The organism is Streptomyces sp. NPDC001714 (assembly GCF_042892755.1).
Classification (GTDB): Bacteria; Actinomycetota; Actinomycetes; order Streptomycetales; family Streptomycetaceae; genus Streptomyces.
Genome location: NZ_JBIAUL010000004.1, coordinates 459,262 through 474,682, shown reverse-complemented (window position 1 = coordinate 474,682; position 15,421 = coordinate 459,262). Strand labels below are relative to the sequence as shown.

Annotated in this window: 12 protein-coding genes; 5 read left to right on the top strand and 7 right to left on the bottom strand. The window is 72.8% G+C overall.

Translation table 11 applies throughout. The features are described from left to right. The first annotated feature begins 1 nt into the window (after position 1). Positions 2-604 carry a TetR family transcriptional regulator gene (locus ACFY0P_RS13765; RefSeq protein ID WP_388911191.1) on the top strand — a complete coding sequence of 201 codons (603 nt, stop codon included), beginning with the start codon at positions 2-4 and terminating at the stop codon, positions 602-604. Here ACFY0P_RS13765 and ACFY0P_RS13760 read toward each other — a convergent pair. The 3 genes from ACFY0P_RS13760 to ACFY0P_RS13750 form a co-directional block, all read right to left on the bottom strand. Beyond that, positions 591-1,001, bottom strand: coding sequence for a hypothetical protein (locus tag ACFY0P_RS13760; protein ID WP_388911189.1), 411 nt, complete (start codon positions 999-1,001; stop codon positions 591-593). The two genes, ACFY0P_RS13765 and ACFY0P_RS13760, sit on opposite strands and share 14 nt — an antisense overlap. Before the next feature lie 187 nt (positions 1,002-1,188). Further along, positions 1,189-2,337: a serine hydrolase domain-containing protein gene (locus ACFY0P_RS13755; protein ID WP_388911186.1), complete on the bottom strand. Its 1,149-nt coding sequence runs from the start codon at positions 2,335-2,337 to the stop codon at positions 1,189-1,191. 55 nt (positions 2,338-2,392) lie between these two features. After that, on the bottom strand, positions 2,393-2,611 hold the full coding sequence (locus tag ACFY0P_RS13750) for a hypothetical protein (RefSeq protein WP_388911183.1): 219 nt from the start codon (positions 2,609-2,611) through the stop codon (positions 2,393-2,395). 330 nt (positions 2,612-2,941) lie between these two features. On the opposite strand from ACFY0P_RS13750, the gene ACFY0P_RS13745 reads away from it, so the two are divergent. Beyond that, positions 2,942-5,194: a SpoIIE family protein phosphatase gene (locus tag ACFY0P_RS13745; RefSeq protein ID WP_388911180.1), complete on the top strand. Its 2,253-nt coding sequence runs from the start codon at positions 2,942-2,944 to the stop codon at positions 5,192-5,194. A 108-nt stretch (positions 5,195-5,302) separates the two neighbouring features. On the opposite strand, the gene ACFY0P_RS13740 is transcribed toward ACFY0P_RS13745, so the two are convergent. Continuing rightward, entirely contained in the window at positions 5,303-6,730 is a 1,428-nt protein-coding gene (locus ACFY0P_RS13740; protein ID WP_388911177.1) for an MFS transporter, read from the bottom strand. 101 nt (positions 6,731-6,831) lie between these two features. On the opposite strand from ACFY0P_RS13740, the gene ACFY0P_RS13735 reads away from it, so the two are divergent. Continuing rightward, positions 6,832-7,719, top strand: coding sequence for a helix-turn-helix transcriptional regulator (locus ACFY0P_RS13735; RefSeq protein WP_388911174.1), 888 nt, complete (start codon positions 6,832-6,834; stop codon positions 7,717-7,719). Between the two features lie 125 nt (positions 7,720-7,844). After that, complete coding sequence (locus ACFY0P_RS13730; protein WP_388911172.1) at positions 7,845-8,186, top strand: SCO4225 family membrane protein; 342 nt, start codon at positions 7,845-7,847, stop codon at positions 8,184-8,186. A gap of 9 nt (positions 8,187-8,195) precedes the next feature. Here ACFY0P_RS13730 and ACFY0P_RS13725 read toward each other — a convergent pair whose 3' ends face one another. Continuing rightward, positions 8,196-9,647 carry an MFS transporter gene (locus tag ACFY0P_RS13725; protein WP_388911169.1) on the bottom strand — a complete coding sequence of 484 codons (1,452 nt, stop codon included), beginning with the start codon at positions 9,645-9,647 and terminating at the stop codon, positions 8,196-8,198. Between the two features lie 143 nt (positions 9,648-9,790). Here ACFY0P_RS13725 and dusB point away from each other — a divergent pair, with 143 nt between their 5' ends. Beyond that, entirely contained in the window at positions 9,791-10,933 is a 1,143-nt protein-coding gene (gene dusB, locus ACFY0P_RS13720) for a tRNA dihydrouridine synthase DusB (protein ID WP_388911166.1), read from the top strand. Between the two features lie 32 nt (positions 10,934-10,965). On the opposite strand, the gene ACFY0P_RS13715 is transcribed toward dusB, so the two are convergent. Both ACFY0P_RS13715 and ACFY0P_RS13710 read right to left on the bottom strand, forming a co-directional pair. Next, on the bottom strand, positions 10,966-12,537 hold the full coding sequence (locus ACFY0P_RS13715) for a sulfatase-like hydrolase/transferase (RefSeq protein WP_388911477.1): 1,572 nt from the start codon (positions 12,535-12,537) through the stop codon (positions 10,966-10,968). An 882-nt stretch (positions 12,538-13,419) separates the two neighbouring features. Next, positions 13,420-15,357 carry a glycogen debranching N-terminal domain-containing protein gene (locus tag ACFY0P_RS13710; RefSeq protein ID WP_388911164.1) on the bottom strand — a complete coding sequence of 646 codons (1,938 nt, stop codon included), beginning with the start codon at positions 15,355-15,357 and terminating at the stop codon, positions 13,420-13,422. Positions 15,358-15,421: the final 64 nt, after the last annotated feature.

Sequence of the window (15,421 nt, the reverse complement as noted above, 5' to 3'; positions counted from 1 at the left end):
CATGGCAGCGACGTCCCCGACCCCGACCCCGGCCCTGACCGCCGAGCGCATCCTCGAGGCGACCGAGGAGGTGCTGCGCCGGCACGGCCCGGCCAAGGCCACCGTGGTGGACGTGGCCCGCGCGCTCGGCGTCAGCCACGGCAGTGTCTACCGGCACTTCCGGACCAAGGCGGCGCTGCGCGAAGCGGTGACGAAGCGGTGGCTGGACCGCACCTCGGAGCAGCTGTCCGGCATCGCCGCCGGGGACCGGGATCCCGAGGCCCGGCTGCGCGACTGGCTGCGGGCCCTGTTCGACGCGAAGCGCCGCAAGGCGGGCGCCGACCCGGAGCTGTTCGCCACCTACATGGTGCTGGTCGACGAGAACGGCCCGGCGGTCACCGAGCACATCGCCGACCTGACCGGCCAGCTGACCGCGATCATCCGGGACGGGACCGGGACCGGTGTCTTCACCGTGCCCGACCCCGCCGCCGCGGCCCGGACCGTCTTCCAGGCCACCGGCCGCTTCCACGACCCGGGCTACGCGCGGGAGTGGGTGCGGCCGGAGGCCGAGGCGGACTTCGGGGCGCTGGTGGAGCTGCTGCTGAGGGGCCTCAGGTCACGTTGACCGTCACGGCGGGGGAGTAGACCTTCTTGCCGACCGCGGAGATCCGCAGGTGCTCGGTGCCCACGGTGTTGAGCTTGGCGGTCAGCGAGTAGGAGCTGCCGTTCTTGGTCTTCGTGGTCGCCTTGAGCGGGATCCACTTGCCGGCCTTCTGGTGCTGCAGTACCAGCGGCCAGCCGACCTTCAGGCCGGAGGTGCGGCCGGTGAAGGTCACCGAGCCACCGGCCTTGACCGAGGTGGCGCTCGCCTTGATGGAGATCGAGGCCATGGTGGTCGGGGACGGGCTCGGCTTCGGTTTGGCCTCGGTGGCGAGGGCCCCGGTGGTACCGGCCGACAGCAGGGCCACGGAGAGCGCACCGGCGGCGAGGGCGCGGGAGATCTGGCGCTGGGTGGTGTGCATGGACGTACTCCTGTCGAGTGACGGGGGGACTCGTCAAGGGTTGGCCGGGTCGCGCCCGGCGGCGACCCGAGCGGTCTCGGCAGCACGTGGCCGCCGCTCTCGGCCCGGTAAAGTCCGCAGGTGGCGACGGGCGCCCTGACCTCGCGGTTCTTCCCCGGAGGCTCACTCGAACGGCGTAACGCGCGGGCTAGGCGGCGACCCGCCAGAAGTCCCGCATCATCGCGGTCGGCGCCGGGCTCGTCATGGCCGCCTGGGTCATCAGGACCGTGACCGTACCGGTCGCCGGGACGAGGTGCGCGGTGGTGCCGGTGCCGCCGACCCAGCCGTAGCGGCCGGGCACCGACCAGGGGCCGGCCGGGGTGACGTCGACCGAGCCGCCGTACCCCCAGCCCTGGCCCTCCAGGAAGAGGGCGGCGCTCTCGCGCTGGGCCGCCGTCAGGTGGTTGGTGGTCATGCGGCTCACCGAGGTGGCGGTCAGCAGCCGGCGGCCGTCCGGGGCGGCGCCCGCGTTCAGCAGCAGCCGGCCGAACGCCAGCCAGTCGTCGGCCGTGGAGACGAGGCCGCCGCCGCCCGAGGGGAAGCCCGGCAGGCTGCTGTACGCGCCGTCCGGGGTGTCCGTCAGACGCAGGGTGCCGTCCGCGGCCGGGGCGTAGGACGAGGTGAAGCGGTGCCGTTTCGGCGCGGGCACCTCGAACGCCGTGTCCCGCATGCCCAGCGGCTCGAAGATCCGCTCCGCCAGGAAGTCGGGGAGGGTACGGCCCGACACCCGGGCCACCAGGATGCCCTGGAGGGCGGACGAGGTGCCGTACAGCCAGGCCTCGCCCGGCTGGTGCAGCATCGGCACCTGGGCCAGCAGGCCCAGCCAGGTGTCCGGGTCCGGCCAGTCCCCGAAGGGACGGCTGTGGTCCTGCACCGCGGACAGGGCCCGCACGGCGGGCAGGGCGAAGTCGGCGGCGAGGCCCCAGCCGGAGCGGAAGCTGAGCAGGTCCTCGACGGTGACCGGGCGGACCGCCGGCACCACGTCGTCCACGGGGCTCGCGGGCGTACGGACCACCATCGGCTTGGCCAGCTCCGGGAGCCAGTCGGCCACCGGGTCGCCGAGCCCGATCCGGCCCTCGTCCACCAGCATCAGCACCGCGGCGGCGGTGATCGGCTTGGTGACCGACGCTATGCGGAAGAGCGAGTCCCGGGCCATCGAGGCGGACCCCTCGACGTCGGTGTGCCCGACGGCCACCACCTCGACGTCGTCGCCGCGGGCCACGAGGCCCACGGCTCCGGGAACGGTGCCGGCCTCGACGTGGCGGCGCAGAGTGGCGTGCAGCGGGGAGACGGTCATCGGTCGTCCTTCCGGTGGGCGCGGTCTCAGCTACGACTTCCGGGCCCGCGGAAAGTCATCGCGAGGGCTGGGTGCCCGCCGGGTCCACGGTGGCCTGGTGGGCCTCGGCCAGATGCTCCTGCGCCTTCAGCCAGGGCAGGAACTGCGCGCCCTTGTGCCAGCCGCAGGTGTCGCATTTGATCGTGCGTTGCACACCCGTGCGCTGCACCCGGACCACGTGTTCCCGGCCGTGCTGGTCCCAGCGGCTGACCTTGCTCTCGTCGATCTGCGACATTGACGCCTCCGGAGTCTGTGCCCGGTCTGCTGTTCGGCACGTGTCGACGGCGGGTCGACGGCAAGGAGTGTGCAGCAAGACCAACATCAACGGGGAATTCTTCACCGGGTTTTGGCGAGGATGTCCCCGGAGTTCACACGGCGGACGAGGCCCGGCCGCGCGGGACGAGGGGGAGGTCAGGGCGGACCTGAGGGTGTGTTCGCGGACGTCCCGTCCCAACCTCCGGATCATGAGCCGGACTTGGTCTACCGGCGGAAACCCTGGACAGGGAATTGACCCTGGCTCAAGATGAAAGCGACCTTGTGAAGCGGCCACCGGCACGGAGAGGCGATGCTGCCGGATCCTCAACGTTTCCTGGCCGTTGCCGGCCGCCGGATCGCGCGCGCCGAAGACGCGGCCCAGGCCGTCCGTGAGCTGTACCGGGTGACGGTCCCGGACCTGGCGGACGGGATCTTCGTCTACCTCGGAGACCGCCCGCCGGACGGCTCGGAGCCCGAGCGCCTGGAGCTGGACGGGGTGCCCACCGAACTCGGCGGCGCCATGGGCGGAATGCCCCCGCAGTCGAGACCGGTGGCGCCCGACGGCGCGCTCGCCGCCCTGCTGCGGTGCGGCAGGGCGCGCGGCCGGGGGCCGGACGACATGGACAAGGCACTCGACGAACTCCTCGGGTCGGCGATCCGGCTCCCGCAGGGGAACCGGGTCCTGCTCGCCCCGCTGCGCGCCCCCGACGCCGTCGTGGGTGTGGCGGTGTTCCTGCGGCGCCCGGACCGGGAGGACTTCGTGGAGGACGACATCGCCCTGGCCGACGCGCTGTCGGCGCAGACCGCGCTCGGCGTGCGCGAGGACACCCACGCCGCCGCGCCGCCCGCCGCGCCGAAGGCCCCCGACGAGGACCGCCTGCGCTACGTCGGCGCCGCCACCCGGCGGATCGCCCGCGGCTTCGACACCGACGAGATCGTGCTCGGCCTGTGCCGGGCCGCCGTACCGACGTACTCCGACGCGGCCCTCGTCTACCTGCGCGACCCGCTGCCGGTCGGCGACGAACGTCCCAACGGCCCGGCCGTGCTGCGACTGCGCCGCACCGACCGGCTCAAGGGCCCCGGCGCCGAGCTGGTCTGGCCCGTGGAGACGGTGGACGACGAGCAGGACGACCTGGACGCCTCCGACTGGAGCGAGGTGGTGCCCGGCGGTGCCCTCGCCGAGGTGCTGCGCGGGGTCCGGCCGGTGTTCGCCGACACCCCGCCGACCCGCGCCGCACTGGGCGAACTCGTCGGCCCGGAGAGCGCGTTGAACGACTGGGTCGGCTCGCACGCGATCCTCGCCCCGCTGCGCGGCCGCCGCCGGGTCACCGGCGCGGTGGTCTTCCTGCGCCGCCCCGAGCGCCCGGCGTTCGAGCCCGCCGACCTGCTGGTCGCCGCCCAGCTCGCCACCCACACCGCGCTCGGCGTCGACAAGGCCGTCCTCTACAGCAGGGAGGCCTTCATCGCCGACCGGCTGCAGCGCGCCATGCTGCCGCAGACCCTGCCCCGGCCCACCGGCGTCCGGCTCGCCTCCCGCTACCTGCCCGCCGCCGAGACCGCGCGGGTCGGCGGCGACTGGTACGACGCGATCCCGCTGCCCGGCAGCAGGGTGGCGCTGGTCGTCGGCGACGTCATGGGCCACTCCATGACCTCGGCCGCCGTCATGGGCCAGCTGCGCACCACCGCGCTGACCCTGGCCGGCCTCGACCTGCCCCCGCAGGAGGTCCTGCACCACCTCGACGAACAGGCCCAGCGGCTCGGCACCGACCGCATGGCCACCTGCCTGTACATCGTCTACGACCCCGTCTCGCACCGCATCACCGTCGCCAACGCCGGTCATCCGCCGCCGATCCTGCTGCACCCGGGCGGCAAGGCGGAGGTCCTTACGGTGCCGCCGGGCGCCCCGATCGGCGTCGGCGGCATCGACTTCGAGGCGGTCGAGCTGGACGCCCCCACCGGGGCCACCCTGCTCCTCTACACCGACGGCCTGGTCGAGTCCCGGCTGCGCGACGTGTGGACCGGCATCGAGCAGCTGCGCGAGAAGCTCGCCGCCACCGCCCAGCTGACCGGGCCCGACCGGCCGCCGCCGCTCGAAGCCCTGTGCGACGAGGTGCTCGACATGCTCGGGCCGGGCGACCGCGACGACGACATCGCGCTGCTCGCCGCCCGCTTCGACGGCATCGCGCCGAGCGACGTGGCGTACTGGACCCTGGAGCCGGAGGTCGGCGCCCCCGGCCGGGCCCGCCGGCTGACCCGGCAGGCCCTGGCCGGCTGGGGTCTGGAGGACCTCACCGACACCGCCGAGCTGCTGGTCAGCGAGATCGTCACCAACGCCGTACGGCACGCCTCCCGCCCGATCAGCCTGCGGCTGCTGCGCACGGACGTGCTGCGCTGCGAGGTCGGCGACGACGTGCCGCAGCTGCCGAGGCTGCGGCAGGCCAAGGCCACCGACGAACACGGCCGCGGTCTCTATCTGGTGCACCGGCTGGCGCGGAGGTGGGGTACCACTCGGCTCGGCACCGGGAAGATCGTGTGGTTCGAACTGGGCGGTCCCGGCGGCTGAGTGCGCCGCCGGGGGTGCCCCGCTATGCCGTCCGGCGGGTGCGGCGCCGTCGTGGCTGGTCGCGCAGTTCCTCGCGCCCCTTCGGGGCGCTGCCGCACGGGGGGCCGGTCAGCCCACCGCGCGCGGCAGCCGCAGGCTGAGCAGGCCGGTCAGCACCACCAGGGCCAGCTGCACCAGCAAGGTGGTGACCAGGGCGTCCCGCATGCCCTGGTGCGGGACCAGGGAGAGGAACAGGGTGCCCAGGGTCGCCACGCCGAGGGCGAGCGCGGACTGCTGGGTGGTGACCATCACGCCGCTGCCCACCCCGGCCCGCGCCGACGGTATCTCGGACATCACCAGGCGCAGCACGTTGGGCAGTTGCAGGGCCTGACCGGCACCGGCGACCGCGACCCCGGGCAGCAGCCCGGCGAAGTCCAGGTGCGGCCAGTCCCGCCGGGCGGCGAGCACGATGAGGACCAGCCCGACCGCCTGGATCACGGACCCGGCGGTCACCACCCGGCTGCCGTACCGGGCGATCAGCCGCGGCCCGGCCAGCGAGACGAACAGGAAGACGACCGCCATCGGGGCGAGCGCCATCCCGGCCGGGACCGGACCCAGGTGCTCCCCGCTCTGCAGGGCCACGGCGATCACGAACATGAACCCGCTGAACCCGATCGAGAACGGCAGCATCAGCACCAGTCCCCGGCGCAGCGAGGCGAGTTCGAACAGGCTGGGCGGGACCAGCGGGGTACGGCCCGCGCGGTCGGCGTGGCGCTCCACGGCGTAGAAGGCGACGGCCACGCCCGGGAACGCGGCCAGCGACAGCCAGGTCCACAGCGGCCAGCCCGCCGCCCGGCCCTCGGTGAGCGGGGCGAGGAGGGCGAGCAGGGAGACGGCGAGCAGCACGGTGCCGGGTCCGTCGACCGGCTCCGGCTTCTGCGACCGGGTCTCCGGCACGAAACGGGCGCCGAGCACCAGCCCGACGACCACGACCGGCACGTTGACGAGGAACACGGAGCGCCAGCCGGTGCCCGCGATGTCGGCGGCGACCAGCACCCCGCCGAGTATCTGCCCGGCCACCATGGAGAGGCCGGCGGTGGCGCCGTACAGGCTCATGGCGCGGGCGCGGCGGCCGCCGGCGGTGGCGGCCTGGATGGTGGCGAGGACCTGCGGGAGCATCGCGGCGGACGCGGCGCCCTGGGCGACCCGGGCGGCCACCAGCGTCCAGGCACTGGGCGCGAGTCCGCAGGCCAGTGAGGTCAGCCCGAACGCGGCCATGCCGCCGAGGAAGAGCCGGCGGCGCCCGAACAGGTCGCCGAGCCGCCCGCCGAGCACCAGCAGCACGGCGTAGGCGACGCCGTACCCGGCGACGACGAGTTCCAGGACCGCCTCGCCCGCGTGCAGGTCGGCGCCGATGGTGGGCAGGGCGACGTTGACGATGAAGAAGTCGATGAGAGGGAGTGCGGCGGCCAGCAGCACGGTGAACAGCCCGGGGCCGCCGAGCGCCGGTGGCGCCGACGGGGACCGTACGGGCGCGGTGGTGACGGTTTCGGTCATGACCCCGAGCCTGCTCCGGTACTCAGACTGGTACCAGAGTCTCTTCATCCTGGTAGCAGAAGTACCTGGCAACAGGATCCGCGGGGCGGCACGCTGGAGGCATGACGACCACCGCGAGTGAGACGAAGGCTTCGCCGGTACGGAGCGCGTGCATCCGGCGGCAGGAGCTGGCCGCGTTCCTGCGCAGCCGTCGGGAGCGGATCACCCCGGAGGAGGTGGGCCTGCCACGCGGCACCCGCCGCCGCACCCCCGGCCTGCGCCGCGAGGAGGTCGCCCAGCTCTCCGCGGTCGGCGTCACCTGGTACACCTGGCTCGAACAGGCCAGGGACATCCAGGTCTCCGTCCAGGTCCTGGACGCCCTCGCCCGTACGCTCCTGCTCGACGCCAGCGAGCGCGCCCACCTCTTCCAGCTGGCCGAAGCCGTGGACCCGACCCCGGCCGCGAGCTGTACCGGCGTCACCCCGGCGATGCACGAGATGCTCCGCGCCCTGGAGCCCCTCCCGGCCTGCGTCCAGAACAGCCGCTACGACATCCTCGCCTACAACCGCACCTACGCCCGCCTGCTGTGCGACCTCGACGCGGTCCCGCCCGAGGACCGCAACTGCATGATCCTCGTCTACACCCACCCCGAGTGGCAGCGCTCCATCGTGCACCTGGAGGAGACCCGCCGCCTGATGGCCGCGAAACTCCGCGCCTCCATGGCCGGTCACCTCGGCGAGCCCGCCTGGAAGATGCTGGTCAAGCGTCTGACGGCGGAGTCCCCGGAGTTCCGCGCGAACTGGGAGCGGTACGAGGTGGTGGGCACCCGCACGAGGACCAAGCAGTTCCTCAACCAGTACGTGGGCTTCCTCTCCGTGGACCACACGGACCTGTGGCTGAAGCCCGAGACCGGGGCGCGGATGGTCACGTACGTACCGACGGACGAGGAGTCACGGGAACGCCTGGCACAGCTGTACGACCTGGTGCGGGCGGCGTCGCCGAACTCCTGACCTGGTTACGGGAATTCGTTCGCACAACTGAGTACGCGTACTCAGGACCGGGGCGCCGCCTTCCCCCGACGATGCAGGGGGGAGAGGGATCGACGAATCGACGACCGGCCACGGGGGAGAAGACGATGGAATCCGGCCCGGCCCGCACCGTTGTCCGGCTGATGCTCACCAACCGCCTGTCTCTGGCCTACCTGGTCCTGGTCGCCGTCGTCATCGCCAAGGCGGCCGTCGACTCCGGCGACGCGGACGGGCACGGCTCCGACTACGCCTGGCTCTGGCCGCCCCTGGTCACGTTCCCGGTGTTCCCGCTGCTCTCGGCGCTCGGCAGGACGGCCTGGCGCACGGACACCCCGAACTGGTTCTTCGTCGGCACCGTCGTCGTCTCGGCGCTGCTCCAGTCCCTGGCCCTGGGCGCCCTGCGCCAGGCCGTCCTGGCCCGCCACCAGCGCTCGATCCGCTCCTGCTGACCGCAGGCCCTAGACCCGCTCCGCCGCCCCCACGGCCTCCCGGACCTCCGGGGACTCCAGCCGTGCCGCCGTGCGGTCGGCGGTCGCGCGGGCCCAGCCGCCGTTCGTCACCGCGCCCAGGACCAGCACTGCGAGGCCGCAGCCGGCCAGGATCCACCAGCCGGGGCGGGCGGCGCCCACGAACCTGCCGGCGTACGACGAGGAGCCGATCCCGGACGCCAGCACCGCGCCGATCACCGCGACGCCCAGGGTCTGGCCGAGCTGGCGGCTGGTGGAGGCGACCGCGGCCGCGACGCCCGCCTGGGACCTCGGCATGCCGGAGACCGCCGTGTTGGTGATCGGGGCGTTCACGAAACCGAAGCCGATGCCGAACAGGACGTAGCCGAGGAAGAGGGTGGTGTCCGAGGTCTCCGCCTCGAACGCGGCGAACAGGACCGCGCTCGCGGTCATCGCGACCCCGGCGATCACCAGCGGCAGGCGCGGGCCCCGGCTGCCGACCAGACGGCCTGCCAGCGGGGCGCACAGGAACATCGGGACCGCCATCGGCAGCATCCACAGGCCCGCGTGCAGGGCGTCCAGGCCGCGCACGTTCTGCAGGTAGAGCGTGGACAGGAACAGGAAGCCGCCGAGCGAGGCGAACGCGCTGATCGCGATCACGGTGGCGCCGCTGAACGGCGCCGAGCCGAAGAAACGCAGGTCGATCAGGGGCTCGTCGCGGCGGGGCTCGTACCAGAGCAGGCCCAGCAGCGCGGCGAGGGCCACCGCGGCGAAGGGCAGGACCGTGCCGGCGCCCGCCGTCGGCGCCTCGATGATCGCGTACGTCAGCGAGCCGAACAGGGCGATGACCAGCACCTGGCCGACCGGGTCGGGGCGGCGGGCCTTCGGCGCCCGGGACTCCGGCACGAAGCGCAGCGTCAGCAGGACGGCCGCCAGGCCCACCGGGATGTTGACCCAGAAGATCGCGCGCCAGCCGACCGACTCCACGAGCAGGCCGCCGACCAGCGGTCCGGCGGCCATGGATATACCGACCACCGCACCCCACACGCCGATCGCCCGGGCCCGCTCGCGCGGGTCGGTGAAGGTGTTGGTGATGATCGACATGGCGACCGGGTTGAGCATCGAGCCACCCACCGCCTGGACCATGCGGAACGCGATCAGCGAGTCCAGGTTCGGCGCGAGGGAGCAGAGCAGCGAGCCGATCGAGAAGACGACCAGGCCGGTCATGAAGACCTTCTTGCGGCCGACCCGGTCGCCCGTGGAACCGGCGAGCATCAGCAGCGAGGCCAGGACGAGGGTGTACGCGTCGATCGTCCACTGCAGGCCCGCCGTCGACGCGTGCAGCTCGCGCTGCATGGACGGCAGGCCGACATTGAGTGCGGTGGTGTCGAGACTCACGATGAGCAGGCTCATGCAGCAGATCGCGAGGACGAGCATGCGGCGGCGGGGGCTGAGCTCGGGCATGCGCCCCATCGTACGCCCGTTTCGATAGTGCGTCTAACTAATGAGTGATACATGATCGTGACGGCGGGGCGCGCGAGAGGCGGTTGTCCACAGGCCGGACGAGTACCGGACGAGCACCGTGCGGCGTACGGGACAATGGGGGAATGCCCGAGCCCACGTCCCCCCTCCAGGTCGGCCCGCACACCGTCCGGCCGCCGGTCGTCCTCGCCCCCATGGCGGGGATCACCAACGCGCCCTTCCGTACCCTGTGCAGGGAGTTCAGTGGGGGCAAGGGGCTGTTCGTCAGCGAGATGATCACGACCCGGGCGCTGGTCGAGCGCAACGAGAAGACCATGCAGCTGATCCGCTTCGACGAGAGCGAGAAGCCCCGGTCCATCCAGCTGTACGGCGTCGACCCGGCCACCGTGGGCAAGGCCGTCCGCATGATCGCGGAGGAGGGCCTGGCCGACCACATCGACCTGAACTTCGGCTGCCCGGTCCCGAAGGTGACGCGGAAGGGCGGCGGGTCCGCCCTGCCGTACAAGCGGAACCTGCTGCGCGCCATCCTCCGGGAAGCGGTGAGCGGCGCGGGCGACCTCCCGGTCACCATGAAGATGCGCAAGGGCATCGACGACGACCACATCACCTACCTCGACGCGGGCCGGATCGCCGTCGAGGAGGGCGTCACCTCGATCGCGCTGCACGGCCGCACCGCCGCCCAGCACTACGGCGGCACCGCCGACTGGGAGGCCATCGCCCGCCTGAAGGAGCACGTCCCGGAGATCCCCGTGCTCGGCAACGGCGACATCTGGTCGGCCGAGGACGCGCTGCGGATGGTCCGCGAGACGGGCTGCGACGGCGTCGTGGTCGGCCGCGGCTGCCTGGGCCGGCCGTGGCTCTTCGCCGACCTGGTCGCCGCCTTCGAGGGCCGCCCGGAGGACGTCCTGAAGCCGTCCCTCCGCGAGGTCGCCGAGGTCATGGTCCGGCACGCGACCCTGCTCGGCGAGTGGCTCGGCGACGAGTCCAAGGGCGTGGTCGACTTCCGCAAGCACGTCGCCTGGTACCTGAAGGGCTTCGCGGTCGGCAGCGAGATGCGCAAGAAGCTCGCCATCACGTCCTCGCTGGCCGACCTCCGCGCCGGCCTGGACGAACTCGACCTCGACCAGCCCTGGCCCGCCGGCGCCGACGGGCCCCGCGGCCGCACGTCCGGCAACAACCGGGTGGTGCTGCCGGACGGCTGGCTGAAGGACCCGTACGACTGCGCGGGCATCGGCGAGGACGCGGAACTGGACACTTCAGGGGGCTGAGCACCGCGCCCCCGAAGGGGCGCGGGGAACGCTCAGTTCGTCTTCGGGTGCGGCGTGGAGCCGTACGCCGCCAGGAACTTGTCGCGGAACGCGCTCATCTTCCACACCGGGGCGCCGTGCGCCGGGCGCAGGCCGTCGGTCCAGTTCCAGGAGTCGATCGCGTCAAGCACCTTCGGGTCCTTGGCGACGATCGAGATCGGCACGTCACGGCTGGCGTGGTTGCCGCTGACCCGGGCGATCGGCTGGTGGTCGCCGAGGAACACGAGCACCGTGTTGTCGTTGCCGTAGCGCTCCAGCCACTCGGTGAGCGCGGTCACCGAGTACTGGATCGACTTGCCGTACTCCTGGCGGGACTTGGTGGTGTCGGCGATGACGTCGGACGCCTTGTTGCCGGCCTTCTGGATGGCGTTGAAGATCGAGCCGTCGCCCAGCTGGTCCCACGGCACCATCTTCGGGATCGGCGCCCACGGCTGGTGGCTGGAGGTCAGGATCAGGAACGACATCCGGGACTTGCCGTCGGCCGGCTTCTTGCTGTGCACCCGGTCCTGGAACTGCTGCAGCGCGTACTGGTCGGGCATCGTCGACCAGCTGAACTTCGGTCCCTCGTAGCCGAGCTGGAAGGCGTTGTAGACCTTGTCGAGGCCGTAGTAGCTCTGCTCCGGCCAGCCCTTCTGGATACCCGGCATCACACCGACCGTGTCGAAGTCACCGGTCTTCTGGAACGCCTTGGTGATGCTCAGGTGGTTGCTCGCCATCACGGTCCGGTAGCGCTGCTGGTTGCTCACCCATAGCCCGGACATGGTCGTGGAGTGCCCGAGCCAGCTGCTGCCGCCGTAGGTCGCGGACGTCAGCCAGCCGCTCTTCGCGTGGAAGCCGGCCTTCGCAAGTGCCTGGGTGCGGACGGCGAGGGTGTTGTCGACGCCGGGTGCCTCGATCGGGTCCTCGATGGCGCTGCGGCCGTAGCTCTCGATGAACGTGAAGACCACGTCCTTGCCGCGCAGGCTGGTCAGCAGCTGGTCCGGCGGGGTGTTCCCGAAGGCGTCCACCTTGGCGACCTTCTGGAACTCCGCCTCGTCGTGCAGGGTGTCCTTCACCTGGCGGGCCTTGATCTCCAGCGTGGTCGCGGTGCTGTCGGCCGCGAGCGGCACGCCGCCGGCGAGCTGGACGCCGAAGGAGGAGCAGGTGATCCAGACGACACCGGCGATCAGGGTGCCGCGGGTGGCCCGCCCGGGATGCCGGGCGAGCAGATTGCTCAGCCGGATCGTCGCCAGCGCGAGCAGCACGAACAGCAGCAGCACGAGGACGACGGCACCGACGCTGACCGCGAGGGTGGCCGTCCGGCCCAGCGTGTCCTCCAGGTACGACTCCGCGTCGCCGAGCAGGCTCCAGTCCAGGATGGGGTTGAAGCTCCGGCCCAGGTACTGCTTGAAGCCCATGTCGAGGGCGTTGGCCAGGGTCAGCGCGCCGAGCACGACGCCGAACACCGCGGCCAGCACGGTCCGGGGCCGCCGGGGCAGCGCCAGCGCGACGGCGGCCGCGATGATCCCCTCGGACGGCAGCCGCACGAACTTCGCGGGCCCCAGGTCGACGACGGTGTTCGGCATCACCAGCGCCGCGATCACGAGCACCGCGCAGAGCACGGTGACGCCGGTCGACAGCACGGAGGCGGCGGTGGGATGCGCGTCCCGCCACGCCTCCCGCCGCTCCCGAACCCGCCCACTCCAGGCGGCCCAGCCGCGCCGCCGGGGGCGGGGGGCGTCCGGGGCGGGGAGGACGGGCTCGGGGGCGTCTTCGGGGGCGGTCGCGGGTGCGTCGGCGGCTTCGGGTTCGACGTCGGCGGCTTCGGGGTCGAGGCCGGCGGCCGTCTCGGGCTCGGGTCCGGATTCGGATTCCGGCCCGGCTTCGACGGTGGCCTCGGCTTCGGCCTCGGTGCCGGCTTCGACGGCTGCTTCGGCCTCGGTGCCCGGTGAGGCCTCGGATCCGGGGGTGGTCCCGGCGGCTATGGACTCGGGTTCGGCCCCAGTAGTGGCTTCGGCCTCGGGCCCGGCTTCGGACGCGGCGTCGCTCGACTCGTCGACGGACGCGGCCTCGGCATCGGGCTCAGGGATCCCGGGCGCCTCGGAAGCCGCTTCCCGTTCGGACTTCAGGACCTCGGACGCCTCCGGCGGGACCTCGCGTTCGGACGGCCCGGACGGCGCGTCCGATGGCTGGCGAATGCTCGTTTGCTGAGACAACCCGGAGGTCCTTCCGTGCGAGACCCGTGGACGGAAGGCGGGCCGACGCTCGGAGGCCGAACCCGCCACAATTCCGTACGGCTCTCTCCAGGCCCGGGTTCAGGCCTTTCGGCAAACACCGGGCAAACACAACGCCCGGTCAGAGACGCGGCTTCTTGGGCACCGGGCTGCGGGCAGCGCCCCTTCAGGGGCGCTGGGGGAGGAACTGCGCGACCAGCCCCCCCACACCCGCACCCGACCCACGCCCCCCTCCTACGCCCCGCCCACCGCAGTGAGCAGCGCCAACGGAGCCGCCGCCGACCGGGATTCCCGTACGCACGCATGCGGATACGGCACCGGCTCCGGATGCGAGTCCCTCCCGTACCCGGCCAGCACCTCCGGCAACCGGTGCCCGCCGGCCGTCGCCGCGTCCACCAGCCCGTGCGCCACGGCCCGCGCCTCGTCGTGCAGCCCGTACCGGGCCAGCCCCAGCGCGATCAGCGCGTTGTCGTGCGGCCACACCGATCCCCGGTGGTACGACAGCGGGTGGTACGCCGCCTGCCCCGCGGCCAGCGTCCGTACCCCCCACCCCGAGAAGAAGTCCGGCTCCAGCAACCGCCGCCCGACCACCTCCCCGTACTCCTTGTCCAGCAGGCCGGACCACAGCAGATGCCCGGCGTCCGAGGCGAGCGCGTCGACCTGCCGGCCCTCCCCGTCGAGCGCCAGCGCCGGGAAGGACGCCTCCCGCATCCAGAAGTCCCGCTGGAACCGGTCCCGCAGATCACCGGCGGCCTGTTCGAGGAGCGCCGCGTACGTCTCGTCGGCCCACGCCGTCCGCGCCAGCCACGCCGTCCGGCGCAGCGCGTCGTACGCGTACCCCTGCGCCCCCGCCGCCATCACGGTCCCCATCGGCCGGCTGCCGTCGGCGGAGCAGATCGCGCCGGGGGAGTCCTTCCAGTTCTGGTTGGCGAGGCCGCCCTTGTCCGCGCGGTAGACCAGGTAGCCGCGCGAGGTCAGCCCGCCGTGGTCGAGCATCCAGCCGACGGCCGCGCGGGCGTTGCGTTCGAGCCGCCGGGCCGTCTCCGCGTCCCCGGTCTGTTCGACGTACGCGCCGAGCAGGATCAGGAACAGGGGTGTCGCGTCGACCGATCCGTAGTAACGCCCGTACGGCACCTGCCCGAAGTGGGCCAGCTCGCCATGGCGTACCTCGTGGACGATCTTCCCCGGCTGGGCCACGGAGTGCGCGCCGGTCTCGGTGGCCTGGGTGGCGGCCAGGGCCGGGAGGGTGGCGGCGGCCAGGGCGGGGCGGTAGGGGAGGGCGAAGAGGGAGGTGAGGAGGGCGTCGCGGCCGAGCAGGGTGAGGAACCAGGGGGCCCCGGCCGCCGGGACCCTGAGCTCCTCGCCGTCCGGGCCGGTGGCCGGCACCTGGAGGGCGGCGAGGTCGCAGAGACCGCGGGCGCAGGCCGCCGCCAGCTCCGGCCAGCCCGTCGGGAAGGCCACGCCCTCCACGAACTCGCCCTCCAGCGCGAGGAGCTGTTCGTTCAGTGCGGCCGGGTCGCGGGGCACCCGCAACGCCCGCCGGTCGCCGTGCGGGCGTGCCATCACCCGCACCAGCAGCTCGGTGGTGCCGTGCGGTTCCAGCTCCAGCGTCCACACCATCCGCCGGGCGCCGGTCCCGGTCTCCTCCACGCCGTCCGGGGCGGGCTCGGCGGTGATCGTCGTACAGGACCGCCACTCGCCCCGGCGGTAGCCGAACTCCAGACCGTCCTCGAGGACCTGGCGGGAGCGGACGGCGCCGGCCTTGGTGTAGGTGCGGTGGTCGGCGCGGAGCTCGAACTGGTCGGTGAAGTCGGCGTCGGCGGTGATCGCAAGCCGGATCGTGGTCGGTACCGGACGGTTGCTGGTGACCCGCAGGGACTCGACGAACGAGCCGTCACCGACGGCCTGTTCGCGGAAGAGCGTGTGCGCGGGCGGTTCCTGGCGGCCGCCGCGCGGGACCAGGACACAGCGCGTGCCGTCCCCGTCGGCCACCGGGGTGAGCACCTCCGGCAGCGCCCCGTCCACCGTCAGCTGCCAGCGGCTGAGGTGCCGGGCGTCCCGTACGAATAACCCGTCCGGGGAACCGCCGCCCCGCACACCGCTGATGTCGCCGCGGTCGTCCACAGCCGCGAACGTCGTGCCGCGCACGAGCAGATGATGCCGGTCCGTCATCCCCGGTCCCCTCCTTCGTCCCTCTGGTCGAACGTGCGGTGTCCGCCGAAGACACCCCGTTTTG